The organism is Pantoea phytobeneficialis (genome assembly GCF_009728735.1).
In the GTDB taxonomy this organism is placed as follows: Bacteria; Pseudomonadota; Gammaproteobacteria; order Enterobacterales; family Enterobacteriaceae; genus Pantoea; species Pantoea phytobeneficialis.
On record NZ_CP024636.1, the window covers coordinates 752,609 to 769,409 of the forward strand.

The 16,801-nt window shown below is 56.9% G+C and carries 12 protein-coding genes and 1 riboswitch; of the genes, 2 read left to right on the forward strand and 10 right to left on the reverse strand.

Annotation, left to right across the window (positions count from 1 at the left end; translation table 11 throughout):
• Nucleotides 1–57: 57 nt before the first annotated feature.
• From rluA to polB, 3 genes are all read right to left on the reverse strand, one after another.
• On the reverse strand, nucleotides 58–711 hold the full coding sequence (gene rluA, locus CTZ24_RS03345; protein WP_021184764.1) for a bifunctional tRNA pseudouridine(32) synthase/23S rRNA pseudouridine(746) synthase RluA: 654 nt from the start codon (nucleotides 709–711) through the stop codon (nucleotides 58–60).
• Between the two features lie 37 nt (nucleotides 712–748).
• Nucleotides 749–3,655 (reverse strand): RNA polymerase-associated protein RapA, encoded by a 2,907-nt coding sequence (gene rapA, locus CTZ24_RS03350; RefSeq protein ID WP_208724770.1) that lies wholly within the window; start codon nucleotides 3,653–3,655, stop codon nucleotides 749–751.
• A 154-nt stretch (nucleotides 3,656–3,809) separates the two neighbouring features.
• Nucleotides 3,810–6,170, reverse strand: coding sequence for a DNA polymerase II (polB, locus tag CTZ24_RS03355; protein WP_208724771.1), 2,361 nt, complete (start codon nucleotides 6,168–6,170; stop codon nucleotides 3,810–3,812).
• A gap of 167 nt (nucleotides 6,171–6,337) precedes the next feature.
• On the opposite strand from polB, the gene CTZ24_RS03360 reads away from it, so the two are divergent.
• Nucleotides 6,338–7,102: a DedA family protein gene (locus CTZ24_RS03360; protein ID WP_021184761.1), complete on the forward strand. Its 765-nt coding sequence runs from the start codon at nucleotides 6,338–6,340 to the stop codon at nucleotides 7,100–7,102.
• On the opposite strand, the gene thiQ is transcribed toward CTZ24_RS03360, so the two are convergent.
• The 4 genes from thiQ to sgrR form a co-directional block, all read right to left on the reverse strand.
• Complete coding sequence (thiQ, locus tag CTZ24_RS03365; protein WP_208724772.1) at nucleotides 7,099–7,800, reverse strand: thiamine ABC transporter ATP-binding protein ThiQ; 702 nt, start codon at nucleotides 7,798–7,800, stop codon at nucleotides 7,099–7,101. The genes CTZ24_RS03360 and thiQ overlap by 4 nt on opposite strands.
• On the reverse strand, nucleotides 7,784–9,394 hold the full coding sequence (thiP, locus tag CTZ24_RS03370) for a thiamine/thiamine pyrophosphate ABC transporter permease ThiP (RefSeq protein WP_208724773.1): 1,611 nt from the start codon (nucleotides 9,392–9,394) through the stop codon (nucleotides 7,784–7,786). The genes thiQ and thiP overlap by 17 nt, the downstream gene beginning before the upstream one ends.
• Nucleotides 9,370–10,356: a thiamine ABC transporter substrate binding subunit gene (gene thiB / locus CTZ24_RS03375; protein ID WP_208724774.1), complete on the reverse strand. Its 987-nt coding sequence runs from the start codon at nucleotides 10,354–10,356 to the stop codon at nucleotides 9,370–9,372. The genes thiP and thiB overlap by 25 nt, the downstream gene beginning before the upstream one ends.
• Before the next feature lie 47 nt (nucleotides 10,357–10,403).
• A riboswitch (TPP riboswitch) is annotated at nucleotides 10,404–10,501 on the reverse strand.
• A gap of 35 nt (nucleotides 10,502–10,536) precedes the next feature.
• A complete protein-coding gene (gene sgrR / locus CTZ24_RS03380) occupies nucleotides 10,537–12,198 on the reverse strand; it encodes an HTH-type transcriptional regulator SgrR (protein WP_208724775.1) in 1,662 nt (553 codons plus the stop codon).
• 254 nt (nucleotides 12,199–12,452) lie between these two features.
• Between sgrR and CTZ24_RS03385 the strand changes: the two genes are divergently transcribed.
• Nucleotides 12,453–13,631: an MFS transporter gene (locus CTZ24_RS03385; protein WP_208724776.1), complete on the forward strand. Its 1,179-nt coding sequence runs from the start codon at nucleotides 12,453–12,455 to the stop codon at nucleotides 13,629–13,631.
• Between the two features lie 56 nt (nucleotides 13,632–13,687).
• Here the strand turns inward: CTZ24_RS03385 and leuD are convergent, their stop codons facing one another.
• From leuD to leuB, 3 genes are read right to left on the reverse strand one after another with little or no spacing between them, the layout of a single operon-like run.
• Nucleotides 13,688–14,293 (reverse strand): 3-isopropylmalate dehydratase small subunit, encoded by a 606-nt coding sequence (leuD, locus tag CTZ24_RS03390; protein WP_021184755.1) that lies wholly within the window; start codon nucleotides 14,291–14,293, stop codon nucleotides 13,688–13,690.
• 3 nt (nucleotides 14,294–14,296) lie between these two features.
• Nucleotides 14,297–15,703, reverse strand: a complete 1,407-nt coding sequence (gene leuC, locus CTZ24_RS03395) for a 3-isopropylmalate dehydratase large subunit (RefSeq protein WP_021184754.1) — start codon at nucleotides 15,701–15,703, stop codon at nucleotides 14,297–14,299.
• A 4-nt stretch (nucleotides 15,704–15,707) separates the two neighbouring features.
• Nucleotides 15,708–16,799: a 3-isopropylmalate dehydrogenase gene (gene leuB / locus CTZ24_RS03400; RefSeq protein ID WP_021184753.1), complete on the reverse strand. Its 1,092-nt coding sequence runs from the start codon at nucleotides 16,797–16,799 to the stop codon at nucleotides 15,708–15,710.
• Nucleotides 16,800–16,801 lie beyond the last annotated feature (2 nt).

Genomic DNA, 16,801 nt, shown 5'->3' on the forward strand with positions numbered 1-16,801 from the left:
GCGGCCGTTTCCCAATGGCGGCACAAACCCACGCGATAAATCGCGCCGCTACGGTTGTCAGAAATCTGCTGGCTGGCGAAACGTCATACTGTTGCCAAACGCCGGGTGGGTTATGGTCAGCGATTCCGCATGTAACAACAGGCGCGATGCCATCGCCAGCGCTTCTGGCGAAGCGTAAAAGCGATCACCAAGAATCGGATGCCCCAGCGCCAACAAATGCACACGTAACTGATGCGAACGTCCGGTAATTGGCTTCAGCTGCACCCTGGCGCTGTTGTCGTCATCATATGCCAGCACCTGATACTCGGTTTGCGCCGGTTTGCCGGTTTCAAAACACACCTTCTGCTTTGGCCGGTTTGGCCAGTCGCAAATCAGCGGCAAATCAATTAAGCCTTTTTCTTCAGCCGGATGGCCCCAGACGCGCGCCACGTATTGTTTGGCAGGCTCGCGTTCACGGAATTGCCGCTTCAGCTCACGCTCGGCCGCTTTATTCAACGCCACCACAATAACGCCGCTGGTGGCCATATCCAGACGATGCACTGATTCAGCCTGCGGGTAATCACGCTGGATCCGTGTCATCACACTGTCTTTGTGCTCATCGAGGCGACCCGGCACCGACAGCAAACCGCTCGGCTTATTGACCACCATGATGTGATCGTCCTGATAAAGGATATGCAGCCAGGGTTCAAGCGGCGGGTTATAAGGTTCCATCAGCCATTCCGTAAGGGGGCCTTGCGGCCCCGGTCAATTATTGATGCGTCACCACGATCAGGCGCAGCGCATCCAGACGCCAGCCCGCGTCACCGAGGCTTGCCAGCACCTGGTTACGGTTGCTTTCCAGCGCCTCAACCTCGTCATCACGGATGTTGGGGTTGACGGCGCGCAGTGCCTCAAGACGGGATAGCTCAGCGCTCAGCTTCTCATCGGCTTCGGCTTTTGCCGCCGCGATAATCGCTTGCGCTTCCGGCACCACTGCGCTCTCCGCCAGCGTCAGAATCTGATGCACATCCTGTTGAACGGCATTCACCAGCTTGCTGCCGGTATGGCGATTCACGGCGTTTAACTGACGGTTAAAGCTCTCAAATTCCACTTTTCCGGCCAGATTGTTGCCGGTGCGATCCATCAGCAAACGCACCGGTGTCGGCGGCAGGAAGCGGGTCAGTTGCAGATGCTTCGGTGCCTGGGCTTCCACCACATAGATCATCTCTACCAGCAGCGTGCCAACCGGTAACGCTTTGTTTTTCAACAGCGACAGCGCACAGCTGCCGGTATCGCCGGAGAGGATCAGGTCCAGACCGTTGCGGATCAGCGGGTGTTCCCAGGTAATGAACTGGGTATCTTCGCGTGACAGTGCCTGGTTGCGGTTAAAGGTCACGGTGCAGCCATCCTCCGGCAGACCGGGGAAATCCGGCACCAGCATATGATCGGACGGCGTCAGCACGATCAGGTTATCGCTACGATCCTCCTGGTTGATACCCACGATATCAAACAGGTTGAGGGCGAAATTCACCAGGCCGGTGTCGTTATCCTGCTCGGCAATCGCTTCTGCCAACGCCTGGGCTGCTTCACCGCCATTTGAGTTCTGCTCCAGCAGACGGTCGCGGCCCTGTTCCAGTTGGGCTTTCAACTGGTCATGCTGCTTGCGGCACTCAACGATGAACTCATCCAGCCCCTGCGGATTTTCCGGCGCGGCAAGGTATTCAATCAACTGGCTGTAGACGCTGTCGTAAATGGTGCGGCCAGTTGGACAGGTGTGCTCAAACGCGTCCAGACCCTCGTGATACCAGCGCAACAGCACCGCCTGCGCGGTTTTTTCCAGCCACGGCACCAGGATCTGAATATCGTGCATCTGGCCGATACGATCGAGACGACCAATTCGTTGCTCCAGCAGGTCCGGGTTGAACGGCAAATCAAACATCACCAGGCGGCTGGCGAACTGGAAGTTGCGGCCTTCAGAACCGATTTCCGAACACAGCAGCACCTGCGCGCCATCTTCTTCGGAGGCGAACCAGGCCGCAGCGCGGTCACGTTCGATGATTGACAGACCTTCGTGGAACACGGCGGCGCGGATACCTTCGCGCTCACGCAGCACCTGTTCCAGTTGCAGGGCGGTGGCGGCTTTGGCACAAATCACCAGCACTTTCTCTTTACGGTTGCTGGTGAGGTAGCCCATCAGCCACTCAACGCGCGGATCGAAGTTCCACCAGGTGCCGCTGTCACCTTCAAACTCCTGATAAATCTGCTCCGGGTACAGCATGTCACGGGCGCGTTCTTCCGCGCTTTTACGTGCGCCCATAATGCCGGAGACTTTAATTGCCGTTTGGTACTGCGCCGGCAGCGGCAGGCGGATCTGATGCAGTTCGCGTTTCGGGAAACCTTTCACGCCGTTACGGGTGTTGCGGAACAGCACGCGGCTGGTGCCGTGACGGTCCATCAACATAGAAATCAGTTCTTTGCGTGCATCTTCTTTGCCTTCGCGATCGCTGTTTGCCACCTGCAACAGCGGTTCGATGTCCTGCTCACCGACCAGATCGTTGATCAGGTTCATTTCATCTTTGGAGATCGCTTTGTCGGCCAGCAGGGTGCTTACCGCATCGGCTACCGGGCGATAGTGCTGCTGTTCAGCTACAAACTGGCTGAAATCGTGGAAGCGATTAGGATCGAGCAGGCGCAGACGGGCGAAATGGCTCTCCAAACCGAGCTGTTCCGGTGTCGCGGTCAGCAGCAGTACGCCAGGCGTCTGTTCCGCCAACTGCTCAATGACCTGATATTCACGGCTCGGTGCGTCTTCACTCCATGCCAGATGGTGTGCTTCATCAACCACCAGCAGATCCCACGCAGCATCGGCCAGCAGTTCCAGACGCTGCTTATTACGGCGGACAAAATCGAGCGAGCAGATGATCAGCTGCTCGGTATCAAATGGGTTATCGCTGTCGTGCTGCGCTTCGGTGTAGCGGTCATCATCAAACAGCGCAAAGCGCAGATTGAAGCGGCGCAGCATCTCCACCAGCCACTGATGTTGCAGGGTTTCCGGTACCACAATCAGCACGCGCTCCGCACGTCCAGCCAGCAACTGTTGCTGGATGATCATCCCGGCTTCGATGGTTTTACCCAGACCCACTTCGTCAGCCAGCAACACTCGCGGTGCATGGCGACGGCCAACATCGTGCGCAATGTGCAGCTGATGTGGGATCAGGTTGGTGCGCATACCACGTAAACCGCTGGTCGGCAGGTTGTACTGCTCGCTCTGATATTTACGGGCGCGGAAGCGCAACGCAAACCTGTCCATGCGATCCAACTGTCCGGCGAACAGGCGATCCTGGGGTTTGCTGAACACCAGTTTGCTGTCGAGCATCACTTCGCGCATCAGCACGTTGGATTCTTCGGTGTCGAGACGTGTGCCGATGTAGGTAATTAACTCATTTTCGTTACGGACGTCATCGACGCGCATCTGCCAGCCTTCATGGCTGGTGACGGTATCACCCGGATTGAAGATCACGCGGGTAACAGGAGAATCATTACGGGCATAGAGGCGGTTTTCGCCGGTTGCCGGGAACATCAGTGTGACCATGCGCGTATCCAGCGCAACTACCGTGCCCAGTCCCAGTTCACTTTCCGTATCACTAATCCAGCGTTGACCCAGTGTAAAAACCATATAATTCCTGTTCGATTCTCTGTCATGTCATGAAGATGTGCACCTGCTCTCAGGCAAAACCGTACCGCCAAACGAAAGGGTTTGGGCAGCGTGTGGATGCGGTGAGATTCAGGAAGGGCGCTATGGTACTGGATGGCAGGGCATTCGTCACCTGTCAAAAAAGCCCCAACTGCCCGGTAATCAGTGTAGCAAAATCATCGCCGACGAAGGGTAAAATGCCTTCCGCCACGGGCTGCAACTGCTTCGTCACATAGTGATCATAGTCGAGCGGCGTATGGCGCGCTTCCAGAGGCTCCGGGCCTGCGGTGGCGATGACATAGCGAATGGTGCCGCCGTTCTGATACTGCAACGGCCGCCCCAGTTTGCGGTTGACCTCATCCGCCAGGCGCGCGGCGCGAACATGCGGTGGCACGTTGCGCTCATAATCTTTGAGCGGTCGGCGCAGGCGCTTTTTATAGACCAGCTGATCATCAAGTTCGCCTGCCAGCAATTGTGCTACGGTATCCCGGATATAATCCTGCCAGGGTTCACCGCGAAAGATGCGACCATACAAGGTTTGCTGGAACTGTTGCGCCAGGGGGGTCCAGTCGGTGCGTACCGATTCAAGCCCTTTGAACACCAGCCGTTCACTGTCGTCGGTGCGAATCAGACCAGCATAGCGCTTTTTACTGCCCTGTTCCGCACCGCGAATGGTAGGCATTAAGAAACGACTGAAATGGTTTTCGTACTCCAGCTCCAGCGCACTGCTCAGGCCATAGGTTTGCTGCAAATGTTCCTGCCACCAGCCATTGACGTGTTCGGCCAACTGACGACCAATTACCGCCGCCTGTTCTTCGCTGTGCGCCCCCTTCAACCAGACAAACGTTGAATCGGTGTCGCCGTAAATCACGTCATAGCCTTTGGCTTCAATCAGTTCACGCGTTTGCTGCATGATAGCGTGCCCGCGTAGGGTGATGGAGGACGCAAGGCGGGGATCGAAAAAGCGACAGGCGCTGGTGCCGAGCACGCCGTAAAAAGCGTTCATGATAATTTTCAACGCCTGCGACAGCGGTTTGTTGTGGTCGAGTTTTGCCCGCTCACGTCCCTGCCAGATCTGCTCAACGATCGCGGGCAGGCAGTGGGTGGCACGGGAAAAGCGTGCACCGCGAAAACCGGGTACTGAATCGGCATCAGCAGGATGCGCCAGCCCTTCCACCAGTCCCACCGGATCAATCAGGAAAGTACGGATAATCGATGGATAGAGGCTTTTGTAATCCAGCACCAACACCGAATCGTACAGGCCGGGACGCGAATCCATCACGTAACCACCGGGGCTGGCTTCCGGCGTCACTTCGCCGAGATTAGGCGCAACAAACCCGGCGCGATGCATACGTGGAATGTAGAGATGACCAAATGCCGCCACTGAACCGCCGTGGCGATCGACCGCCAGCCCATTCACCGTAGCGCGTTCCAGCAGGAACGGCATGATGGCGGTATGATGGAAAATGCGCGTCACCAGTTCGCAATCTTTCAGGTTATAGCGCGCCAGCGCCGGTTTATCGCTGGCGAAGCGCCAGTTGATCTCTTCCATGCGTTGCCACGGATTATCAATGGCTTTGCCTTCACCCAGTAACGCCTGCGAAACGGCTTCCAGACTGAAGGAGGGGAAATCCCAGAAGGCGGATTTTAACGCCTCGATGCCGTCAATAATCAGGCGCCCGGTGGCCTGCGCAAAAAAGACGCCGGGTTTAAAACCATGCTCGCGCCACTCCAGCGGCTGTTGCTGGCGTCCCAGACGCAGCGGAATGCCATAACGATCGGCGTGTTTTTGCAACACGCGCAGGTCGAATTGCACCAGGTTCCAGCCGATAATGACATCAGGTTCATGGCGGGCGAACCAGGCATTAAGTTGCTCCAGCAGTTGCGGGCGGCTATCAACGTAAATCAGTTCGAAATCAAGCGCGCTGGCATCGCCGTTGGGCGGGCCGAGCATATACACCTGACGCTGGCCACAACCTTCCAACCCGATGCAGTAGAGTTCGCCATGTTCGGTGGTTTCGATGTCCAGCGACACCCATTTTAGTTCTGGGCGATAGTCGGGATGGGGTTTAAGGCGCGCATTAACTACGCTGTCACCGCGCGTGTCGCCACTGAACCACACCGGCGCGGTGATAAAGCGTTCCATCAGATAGCGCTCCGGCGGGCGGATATCCGCTTCATACACCGGGATGCCATTGTCCCGCAGGCGTTTTTCCAGATTTTGCAGTTGGCGATAGCTGCGACAATAAAGGCCGAACACCGGACGACGACGGAAATCTCTTAATTTCAGGGACTGAATGCGCGTGTGGCGCTCGTCGCGGATTAGCGTTTCGACCTGCGATTGAAATTCGGTGGGAATAAACGCCACCGACTCCTGAGCGGGCAACACTAAGCGCTGCGCGCCGCGGTCGGTAGCCAGCCACAGCACCACTTCGCTGCCAGTGGGGGTGTCTCGCCAGTGTCGGGTAAGCAGAAAACCTGCGCGTGGATCGGTCACGGGAACTCCGGGTGTGATAACCCGTTTAGTGTATCATGGATGTTTATACAGTGTCTTTGGTTTGCTTAAATTGTCAGCGCTTTGTCAACATTGGTGTACAAATCTTGCCTTGACGCTGCGCGGCTGGCTCTGGACAATCCAGCCTTCATATTCCGCAGAGGATATTTATGGAAGCCTGGGTACAACATCTTTTTACGCAATCTCTGGAATGGGCATTGTTTGCTGTCGCGCTGGTGACGTTTCTTGAGTCGCTGGCCTTCGTAGGATTGCTGCTGCCGGGCACGGTGTTGATGGCAAGTCTGGGCGCGCTGGTCGGCAGCGGCCAGATTGGTCTCTATCCGGCCTGGGCTGCCGGGCTGGTCGGTTGCCTGATTGGCGACTGGGTTTCCTATGGCATTGGCTGGAGATTCCAGGGGCCACTGCATCGCTGGAAATATTTACAGAAGTATCGTGGTTTGCTGGATAAGACCGAGCATGCGCTGCATCAGCACAGCATGTTTACCATTCTGGTTGGGCGCTTTGTCGGCCCGACGCGTCCCTTGATTCCGCTGGCGGCTGGGATGCTGGAGTTACCGGTGCGCAAATTCCTGCCACCGAACATTATTGGCTGCATCCTCTGGCCACCGCTGTATCTGATGCCCGGTATCCTCGCCGGGGTGGCGATTGATGTGCCGCAGGCCGCACAAGGCAGCCACTTTACCTGGCTGCTGGCGCTGGTGGCGTTGCTGGTATGGCTGGGGTTCTGGCTGTGCTGGCGTTGGTGGCGCAGTGGCAAAAATATCGACTGGGCAACGGCGTATCTACCGGCGGCGCGTTTACGCTGGCTGGCACCGTTGGCCGCAGTGGTCGGCGTGGCAGCGTTTATTGCTATCCAGTTCCACCCAATGATGCCGGTGTTCCGTCATCTGCTGTGGAAGGTGTTCTTCGCTTAACGTTGTGCCACGCCGAGAATGGCGGCGGCGGGGGTTCTGCCATTGAGCAGGTCTTCCGTGCTGCCATCCCAGTAAATCCGCCCATCAACCACCACCAGACTGCGCGACGCGATTTGCCGCGCATCTTCCAGACTATGCGACACCATCAGCAGCGTGATGTTACGCGCGACGCAGACGCTATGCACCAGTTGCAGCATCTCCTGACGCAACGCCGGATCGAGTGCAGAAAAAGGTTCATCCAACAATAGAATCGGCTGATTGCGCAGCAGACAGCGCGCCAGCGCTACGCGTTGGCGTTGCCCGCCGGAGAGCTGTCCCGGCAGGCGCTGTAGCATCTCCTGAAGCCCGGTCTGCCCGGCGATCTCAAGCACCTGCTGTTTCTGGTCAGCGGTGAGTTTTAAGCCCGGATGCAGCCCCAGTCCCAGATTCTGCTGCACCGTCAGGTGCGGAAACAGGTTGTTCTCCTGGAATAACATCGACACCGGGCGCGCGGCGGGGACGCTGGCGGTATGCTCTTCGCCGTTCAACCATAAACTGCCGCTGCTGACCGGCAAAAAGCCGCCAATCAGGCTAAGCAGGGTACTTTTCCCGGCTCCGCTCGGACCCAGGATCGCCAGCCGTTCGCCGGCTTGCGCACTAAACTGGAAGCGCATCGGCAGATGCTGGTACAGGTAGGTGAGGTTATTCAGTGTCAGCATGACGACCTGGCAATTTTTCCATCAGGGTAAACAGGAGCAGGCACAGCAGCAGCAACAGCAACGCGGTGACCGCGCCGTCCTCGCCGCGATAGGCGCCAATTTGCTGGAACAGATAGAATGGCAACGTGCGGAAATCCGCGCTGCCAAACAATGCCACCACGCCAAAATCGCCAATCGACAACACGCAGGCAAAGGCCAGCGCCTGGGCAATCGGACGTTTCAGTGCGCGCAGTTCAAGCAGGCGCAGGCGGTTCAACCCCTGCATACCCAGCGAGGCGCATAACTGATTGTAACGCGCGCTGAGATCGCGCATCGGGTTCTCCAGCACTTTCATGGCATAGGGGATGGCGATCAGTGCGTTCGTGAAGATCACCAGCCCGTCGGCGGATTGCGGCAGGCCAACGGTGGCGTTGAACAGCAGGAAAAAACCGCTCGCCAATACGATGCCTGGCATTGCCAGAATCAACATGCCACTCAGTTCCATTGCTTGCGCCGGGATAGTGTGATGACGCAGGCGCAGTTCACGGCTGCTCCATAACAGCATCAGGGTAAGAATGACACACAACACGCCTGCTCCGATGGCAATGCGTAATGAGGTAAAGGTGGCCTGCCACAAGGCCGGTTGTTGAATCGCCCCGGCGACGCCGCCACGCAGGCCATCAGTCACTACCGCCAGCAAAGGCGGGAGCAACAACAACAAGGCTAAACCGATCAATAAGCCATCGCTGAGGCGCGCGCGCCAGCTATCCTGGGGATCGCGCCAGCCGCGTATCTGCTGACTTCCGCTCGGAATAGCTTGGCTGAAGCGCTGGCTCAGCAACACCAGCAGCAGGCAGCAGCCCAGTTGCAGCAGCGCCAGCAGGGCCGCGCGACCGGGATCGTAGTCAAAACTCAGCGCCTGAAAAATTGCCAGCTCCAGCGTGGTGGCCTGCGGGCCACCGCCCAGTGCCAGCACGGTGGCAAAACTGGCAAAGCACAGCATAAAAATCAGCGCGGCGGTGGGCAAAATCTGCCGCCGCAGCCACGGCCATTCGAGTAAGCGGAACAGGTTCCAACTGCGCAGGCCGAGCTGCGCCGCCAGCTGACGTTGCTCGCCCGGGATGCTTTCCAGCGACTGCAACAGCATGCGCGTGGCCAGCGGCAGATTGAAGAACACATGTGCCAGCAGAATGCCCTGCAACCCATAGGGTGAGAAGTGATAATCGATACCTACCAGGCTGCACAGCTGGGCCAGCCAGCCGCTGCGACCATAGACGCTCAGCAGGCCGAATATTGCCACCAGCACCGGTAGCACCAGCGTCATGGCGCACAGGCGTAACAGCAGGTTACGTCCGGGAAAACGTCGACGGTACAGGGCGCGCGCCAGCGGGATCGCGGGGATGACTGAGAACAGCGCCGACAGTAACGCCTGCCAGAAGGAGAAAGCCAGTACGTGATGCAGATAGTCATCGGTGAGCAGGCCACGCCAGTCACCGATGGGGGCTGACATCAACAGCGCACCAAACGCCAGCAGCGCCACCGCGCATAACAAGAGCGCGGTGAAACTGCCGGGCAGAAGCCAGCCGGGAATTAACGGCTGACGGCGCGTTGCCATGCACTTATCCAGTCGGCGCGATGGTCGGCAACCTCAGTCGGGCTATATTGCAGCGCCGTTTGCGGTACGTTTAGCGTCTGATAACCGGCAGGCAACTCGCTTTTAATCACCGGATACATCCAGTTGCCGGTCGGGATGGTCTGCTGGAAGGCCGGGGATACCATAAACTGCATAAATTGCTGTGCCAGTTTTGGTTGTTTGCTGCTGGCGAGCTGTGCCGCCACTTCAACCTGCATGTAATGGCCTTCGCTGAACGGCGCTGCCGCGTAGTTTTCTTTCTTCTCTTCAATGATGTGATAAGCCGGGGAGGTGGTGTAACTCAGCACCAGATCGCCTTCACCTTTCAGGAACAGGCCATAAGCTTCACTCCAGCCTTTGGTGACGGTGACGGTTTTTTGCGCCAGTTTTTGCCAGGCTTCCGGTGCTTTGTCGCCATACACCTTTTGCATCCACAGCAGCAAGCCAAGTCCGGGGGTGCTGGTACGTGGATCTTCATAGATCACGCGCCATTTTTCAGGGCTTTCTACCAACTCTTTCAGGCTTTTGGGCGGGTTCTTCAGTTTATTTTTGTCATAGACGAAGGCGAAGTAGCCATAGTCGAACGGGATAAAGGTGTCGTTGTGCCAGCCATCTGGCAGTTGGAGTGCGCCGGTATCCACCTGGCTTTTGGCAAACAGGCCGGTTTTTTCTGCCGCCTGCACCAGATTGTTATCGAGGCCCAGCACGATATCCGCTTTGCTGTTTTTGCCTTCCATACGGACACGATTGAGCAGCGACACGCCATCTTCGAGCGCGACATATTTCAGCTCACAGCCGCACTGGGCTTCAAAGGCTTTTTTTACTGCCGGACCGGGTCCCCAATCGGCAGAGAATGAATCGTAGGTGTAGACGGTCAGTACCGGTTTGGCAGCCAGCGCCGGGGCAGAAATCAGCAGCAGCACGGGCAGAACTTTTTTAAACACTTTGCGCTCCTTGAGGAGAAGATAAGGTTGAGTCGCAAAGGATCTGAGCAGTGAGGCATCTCAAATCCCTACGCCGGTATTAACCGGATCAGGTTCGACGGGTCTCTCTCAGCCCCTGTAATGCAGGGCACCCCGTTGAGAACGGCTCATTCTAGTCATTTCCGGCTCAGGGCGAAAGGTTCACAGCTCCGGCGGGGCAAACCAGGCGGATTTAAAGTCAAACCAGCCAAGGGTATTCATGCGCACACCACGCATACTGCGCTGGCCTTCCAGCAGCAACCAGTGATGAAACAGCGGATGCAGGTAGTCACTGTCCACCAGTTGCTTGCTCCATTCCGCCAGCGGTAGCGTTTTTTCGCGCCAGCGTTCAGCCGCGCTTTGCCAGTCTATTGGGATGCATTGCTGCATCAGCGGCAGCTCATACAATTGAGCGAACAGCGAGTAATCCAGCGGCAGGGTGAAGTTGACACTGCCAAGCCAGATATCGCTTTCGCCTTCACCGTTAAACCATGCTTCGTAACTCAGTTCACGGGTGATTAACTCTACGCCCTGCTGCGCCAGCAGTGGGCGCAGCGCATTGGCGATCCCTTCATGCTCAACATGATGGCTGTACCAGCTGATGGTCAGTTGGGTGAGATGCTGTGGTTTGCTGACTGGGGTTAAGTCGCGGCGGTGGTGCCAGCGAGGAATCAAGCCATAGGCCGGGAACCAGTAGCGTTGATACCCTACCCCGGCGTTGTTCAGCAGGGCGATAGGGTTAAACAGATAGCTGACCCAGCGGCGGAAATGGGCATCGCGTCCCTGCTCTGAACGTTGGTCATACAGCAGAAAATAGCAACCCTCTTCCAGGCGGCTCTCCTCCGATTTTTCATCGGCGGTTTCGCCCTGCAACTTCACTCCGGCATACACCAGTTCGTCGCTGATTTCCGGTAATACCCAGATTGAGACATCATCAATCAACGCGCGGTAGCCGAAGTAGTCATCAAAAGCGGCAATTTTAAGTTGGCTTTGCTGGTTGCGCACCACGCTGTAGGGGCCGGTGCCAATCGGCTGACGGGCGAAATCGCGAACCGTTTGCCACTCGCGCGGCAAGATCATCGCGCTGACGCTGCCAAGCAACCACGGTAGCCAGTTATCGGGTTGAGTCAGTTGAATATCCAGCGTCCAGGGGGCAGGGGAGTGAAGTTTGGCAATATGGGAGAACAGCGGTTGGGTACGCAGACGATCCAACGAGCTGATGACATCCTCCATCTCCAGTTCACGACCGTGGTGAAAACGAATCGCGGGTCGCAGGAAAAAGCGCCAGTGCAGCAGCGATGTTTGTTGCCAGTGATGGGCAATATCGGGTTCAATTTCCCCCTTTTCCTCATTTATCCGTGTCAGACCACTGAAGATTTGCCGCGCTAAATGGGTTTCGGAGCGACGCAACGGGGAACCGGGTAGCAGGTTGGGAAGCGGGCGATAATAGAGGACGCGCAGAATATGCTTACCCTGGCGGAAGCTGCGGCCGAGGTGAGAAGCAATCATTTGGCGTACCTGATTTTTGTCGCCTACCAATTGCACCAGTTGTTCGATGCGATCCTGCTCCAGCAAATCTTCGGCGCGCTGCTGCTGCAATGCCAGCCCGGTATAACAAAAACTCAGCGTTGAACGTTTACCCCGTCCGGCTTCGGCCTGCCAGATTAACCAACCCGCATCCTGCATGGCATTCAACAGGTTGCGCATATGACGTCGCGAGCAGTGCAGCAATTCCGCCAGTTCGCTCAGGGTGGTTTCCTGATCCTGGCCCTGGCAGCTTTGCCACAGGCGGATAAATTGCTGTTGTAGACGTGAAGAAGACATAAAAGGGGAACTCCGCCGCGTAATCGCTCAGTTTTTCTTGCCCTATATTAGAGGCATAGTAGACCCCAATGGAAGAGCGGGAGGCATTCAGTCATGAATGGCGCTCTGCCAGCGGTTCTGCCGACGTAGAACCTTTTCTGAGTAGGGTGCAATTTCACCGCCAGCAGTGTGTTCTCTGCTGGCTTTTTTCGTCTTGCTGTGGAATCTTCTACCCTCATTTTTTTCCCCGATTGAATCCGCAAAGGGATTTCTGCATGAAATCGCTGTTAACGCGTAAGCCGTTCCTCAACCCGGTTTATCTGGCTTTTATGGCCGTCTCCTTTATGGTTGGCGTGGCCGGTGCTTTGCAGGCACCGACGCTGAGCCTGTTCCTGACGCGTGAAGTGCAGGTCAGGCCGTTCTGGGTTGGGTTGTTCTTTACCGTCAACGCGATTGCCGGGATTGTCATCAGCCTGCTGGTGGCGAAACGTTCCGACAACCACGGCGATCGCCGCCACCTGATTATGTTTTGTTGCCTGATGGCGGTGTGTAATTCGCTGTTGTTTGCCTTTACCCGTCATTATCTGACGTTGATTACGTTGGGCGTGCTGCTGTCGGCATTGGCCAGCGTGGCAGTGCCGCAAATTTTTGCGTTGGCGCGTGAGTATGCTGACCGTTCCGCCCGCGAAGTGGTGATGTTCAGTTCGGTCATGCGTGCGCAGTTGTCGCTGGCGTGGGTGATCGGCCCGCCGTTATCGTTCGCGCTGGCATTGAACTATGGCTTTGTGACGCTGTTTTGCGTGGCGGCGGTGATCTTTTTGTTAAGCCTGCTGCTGATCTGGCGCACCCTGCCGTCGGTGCCGCGTGTGATCGTGTCTCCCGAGCAGGTGTTGACACAACTGAGTCCGTGGAAAGACAGCCAGGTGCGTCTGCTGTTTATCGCCTCGGTGATAATGTGGACCTGCAACGTGATGTATATCATTGATATGCCGCTCTATATCAGCTCCACGCTCGGTTTGCCGGAAAAGCTGGCTGGCCTGTTGATGGGAACGGCGGCCGGGCTGGAGATCCCGATTATGTTGCTGGCCGGGCATTATGCACGTCGCTTCGGTAAACGTCGGCTGGTGCAGGTGGCGCTGGTGGCCGCAATGGTGTTTTATCTCGGGCTGGGTCTGTTCCAGTCACGTACCGCGCTGATGGTGTTGCAGCTGTTCAATGCTGCGTTTATCGGGATTGTTGCCGGAATCGGTATGTTGTGGTTCCAGGATCTGATGCCGGGACGTGCTGGCGCGGCTACCACCATGTTTACCACCTCGATCTCTACCGGAATGATTGTGGCGGGTTTGATTCAGGGGGCGCTGAGTGAACAGTTCGGCCATGAGTCGGTGTACTGGCTGGCGCTAGGGTTAGCAGTGCTGGCGTTGGGGCTGGCTTCGCGGGTGCGGGATGTGTAACTGCGCGCAATAAATCGCGCCGCTACGGCTGTAGCGGCACGATTAATCGCGCTATTTTAACGTAAAAACGCGGGCTGATTCGTCTCGTAGTCGGCGATGGACGCTTCGTGTTGCAGCGTCAGGCCAATGCTGTCGAGTCCGTTAATCATGCAGTGGCGACGGAAGCTGTCGATTTCGAAGCTATAGGTTTTGTCGCCAGCAGTCACGGTCTGGGCTTCCAGATCCACGATAAAGCTGATGCCTGGATGGCTTGCGACCAGCTTAAACATCTCATCAACTTCTTCATCGCTTAACTTCACCGGCAGCAACTGGTTGTTGAAGCTGTTACCGTAGAAGATATCCGCAAAGCTGGGTGCAATCACCACCTGGAAACCGAAATCGGTCAGTGCCCAGGGTGCGTGCTCACGGGAGGAGCCACAGCCAAAGTTTTCACGCGCCAGCAAAATGCTGGTGCCTTTGTATTCCGGCTTGTTCAGCACGAAGCTGGCGGTCGGTACGGTGCCTGCATCATCATCAAAACGCCAGTCGTGGAACAGGTGTGCACCAAAGCCGGTGCGAGTTACCTTTTGCAGGAACTGCTTAGGAATGATGGCATCGGTATCAACATTCGCGGCATCCAGCGGGGCTACGATTCCGCTGTGCTGAGTAAATTTCTTCGCCATGGCTTAAGCTCCCTGAGTCAGTTCACGAATATCGGCAAAACGGCCCGTCACCGCCGCCGCAGCGGCCATCGCCGGGCTGACCAGGTGGGTACGTCCACCACGGCCCTGACGACCTTCAAAGTTACGGTTACTGGTGGAAGCACAGCGCTCACCCGGATTCAGACGGTCATTGTTCATCGCCAGGCACATGGAACAACCTGGCAGACGCCATTCAAAACCGGCTTCGAGGAAAATCTTGTCCAGACCTTCCGCTTCCGCTTGCGCTTTTACCGGACCAGAACCCGGTACCACCATCGCAACCACACCAGGCGCTACATGGCGGCCTTTGGCGATCGCGGCAGCAGCACGCAGGTCTTCGATACGTGAGTTGGTGCAGGAACCGATAAACACTTTATCGATCGCCACGTCGGTCAGTTTGATACCCGGTTGCAGATCCATGTAGGCCAGCGCTTTTTCGGCAGAGGCGCGTTCAACCGGATCGGCGAATGAGGCCGGGTTCGGGATTGCCTGGTCAACTGCCATCACCTGGCCCGGGTTGGTGCCCCAGGTCACCTGCGGGGCGATATCGGCGGCGTTCAGCGTCACCACGGTATCGAATTTCGCATCGCTGTCGGATTTCAGGGTGCGCCAGTAGGCAACAGCCTGTTCCCACTGCTCGCCCTTCGGTGCGAATTGTTTGTCTTTCAGGTAATTAAAGGTGGTGTCATCCGGCGCGACCAGGCCCGCTTTGGCACCCATTTCAATTGCCATGTTGCACAGCGTCATACGGCCTTCCATGGTCAGCGCTTCAATCGCCGGGCCACAGAACTCCACCACATGACCGGTGCCGCCGGCGCTGCCGGTTTTACCGATGATCGCCAACACGATATCTTTCGCGGTGATGCCCGGTGCGGCTTCACCCAGCACTTCAATCTTCATGGTTTTGGCACGGCCCTGTTTCAGGGTCTGGGTGGCAAACACATGCTCCACTTCAGAGGTGCCGATACCGAACGCCAGTGAACCAAAAGCACCGTGAGTCGCGGTGTGGGAATCACCACAGACGATGGTCATACCCGGCAGGGTCATACCCTGTTCCGGACCGATGACGTGGACGATGCCCTGGAATGGGTGGTTCAGGTCATACAACTGGATACCGAATTCAGCGCAGTTCTTGATCAGTTCCTGCATCTGAATACGTGCCATCTCGCCCGACGCATTGATGTCTTTGGTCTGGGTGGAGACGTTATGGTCCATAGTAGCGAAGGTCTTCGACGGCTGACGGACTTTGCGACCGTGAGCGCGCAGGCCATCAAAGGCCTGCGGTGACGTGACTTCATGGATCAAATGACGATCGATGTACAGTAACGGGGTTTCGTTCGGTGCTTCGTGGACGACATGTGCATCAAATAACTTCTGGTATAAGCTTTTCATTTTTTTATTTTTCCTCGGTGATGAAGCGGGCAATGATGCTGCCCATTTCATCGGTGCTCACGGACTGACCGTCACCGGCCAAATCACGGGTGCGATGACCCGCTTCCAGCGCACGGTTGATCGCGCGCTCAATGCTGTCGGCAGCCTCAGTGGCGTTCAGGCTATAGCGCAGCAGCAGGGACAACGAGAGGATCTGAGCTACCGGGTTGGCAATATTCTGACCCGCGATATCCGGGGCTGAACCACCCGCTGGCTCGTACAGGCCGAAACCTTCTTCGTTCAGGCTGGCTGACGGCAGCATGCCCATTGAACCGGTAATCATCGCGCATTCATCAGAGAGAATGTCGCCAAACAGGTTTGAACACAGCAGCACGTCGAACTGTGATGGGTCTTTAATCAGCTGCATGGTGGCGTTGTCGATGTACATATGGCTCAGTTGCACATCCGGGTAATCTTTCGCCACTTCGTTGACGATCTCACGCCACATCACGGAGGTCTGCAACACGTTGGCTTTATCGATTGAGGTCACTTTGTTGCGGCGTTTGCGCGCAGATTCAAACGCAATGCGGGCAATACGTTCGATCTCAAAACGGTGATACACCTCGGTGTCGAATGCGCGTTCGTGTGGGCCGCTGCCTTCACGGCCTTTCGGCTGACCAAAGTAGATACCGCCAGTCAGCTCACGTACGCACAGGATATCGAAGCCACGCGCGGCGATGTCGCTGCGCAACGGGCAGAAGGCTTCCAGACCTTTATACAGCGCTGCCGGACGCAGGTTGCTGAACAGTTTAAAGTGTTTACGCAGTGGCAGCAGTGCGCCACGCTCCGGTTGCTGTGCGGGCGGCAGGTGTTCCCACTTCGGACCACCCACGGAACCAAACAGAATGGCATCGGCCTGCTCGGCACCGGCAACAGAGGCAGGTGGCAGCGGTTCGCCGTGACGATCGATGGCGATACCGCCAACATCATATTCGCTGGTGGTGATACGCATGTCGAAACGCGCACGAATCGCGTCCAGAACTTTCATGGCCTGCGCCATCACTTCCGGGCCGATTCCGTCGCCCGGCATTACCGCGATATGAAAAGACTTAGTCATAG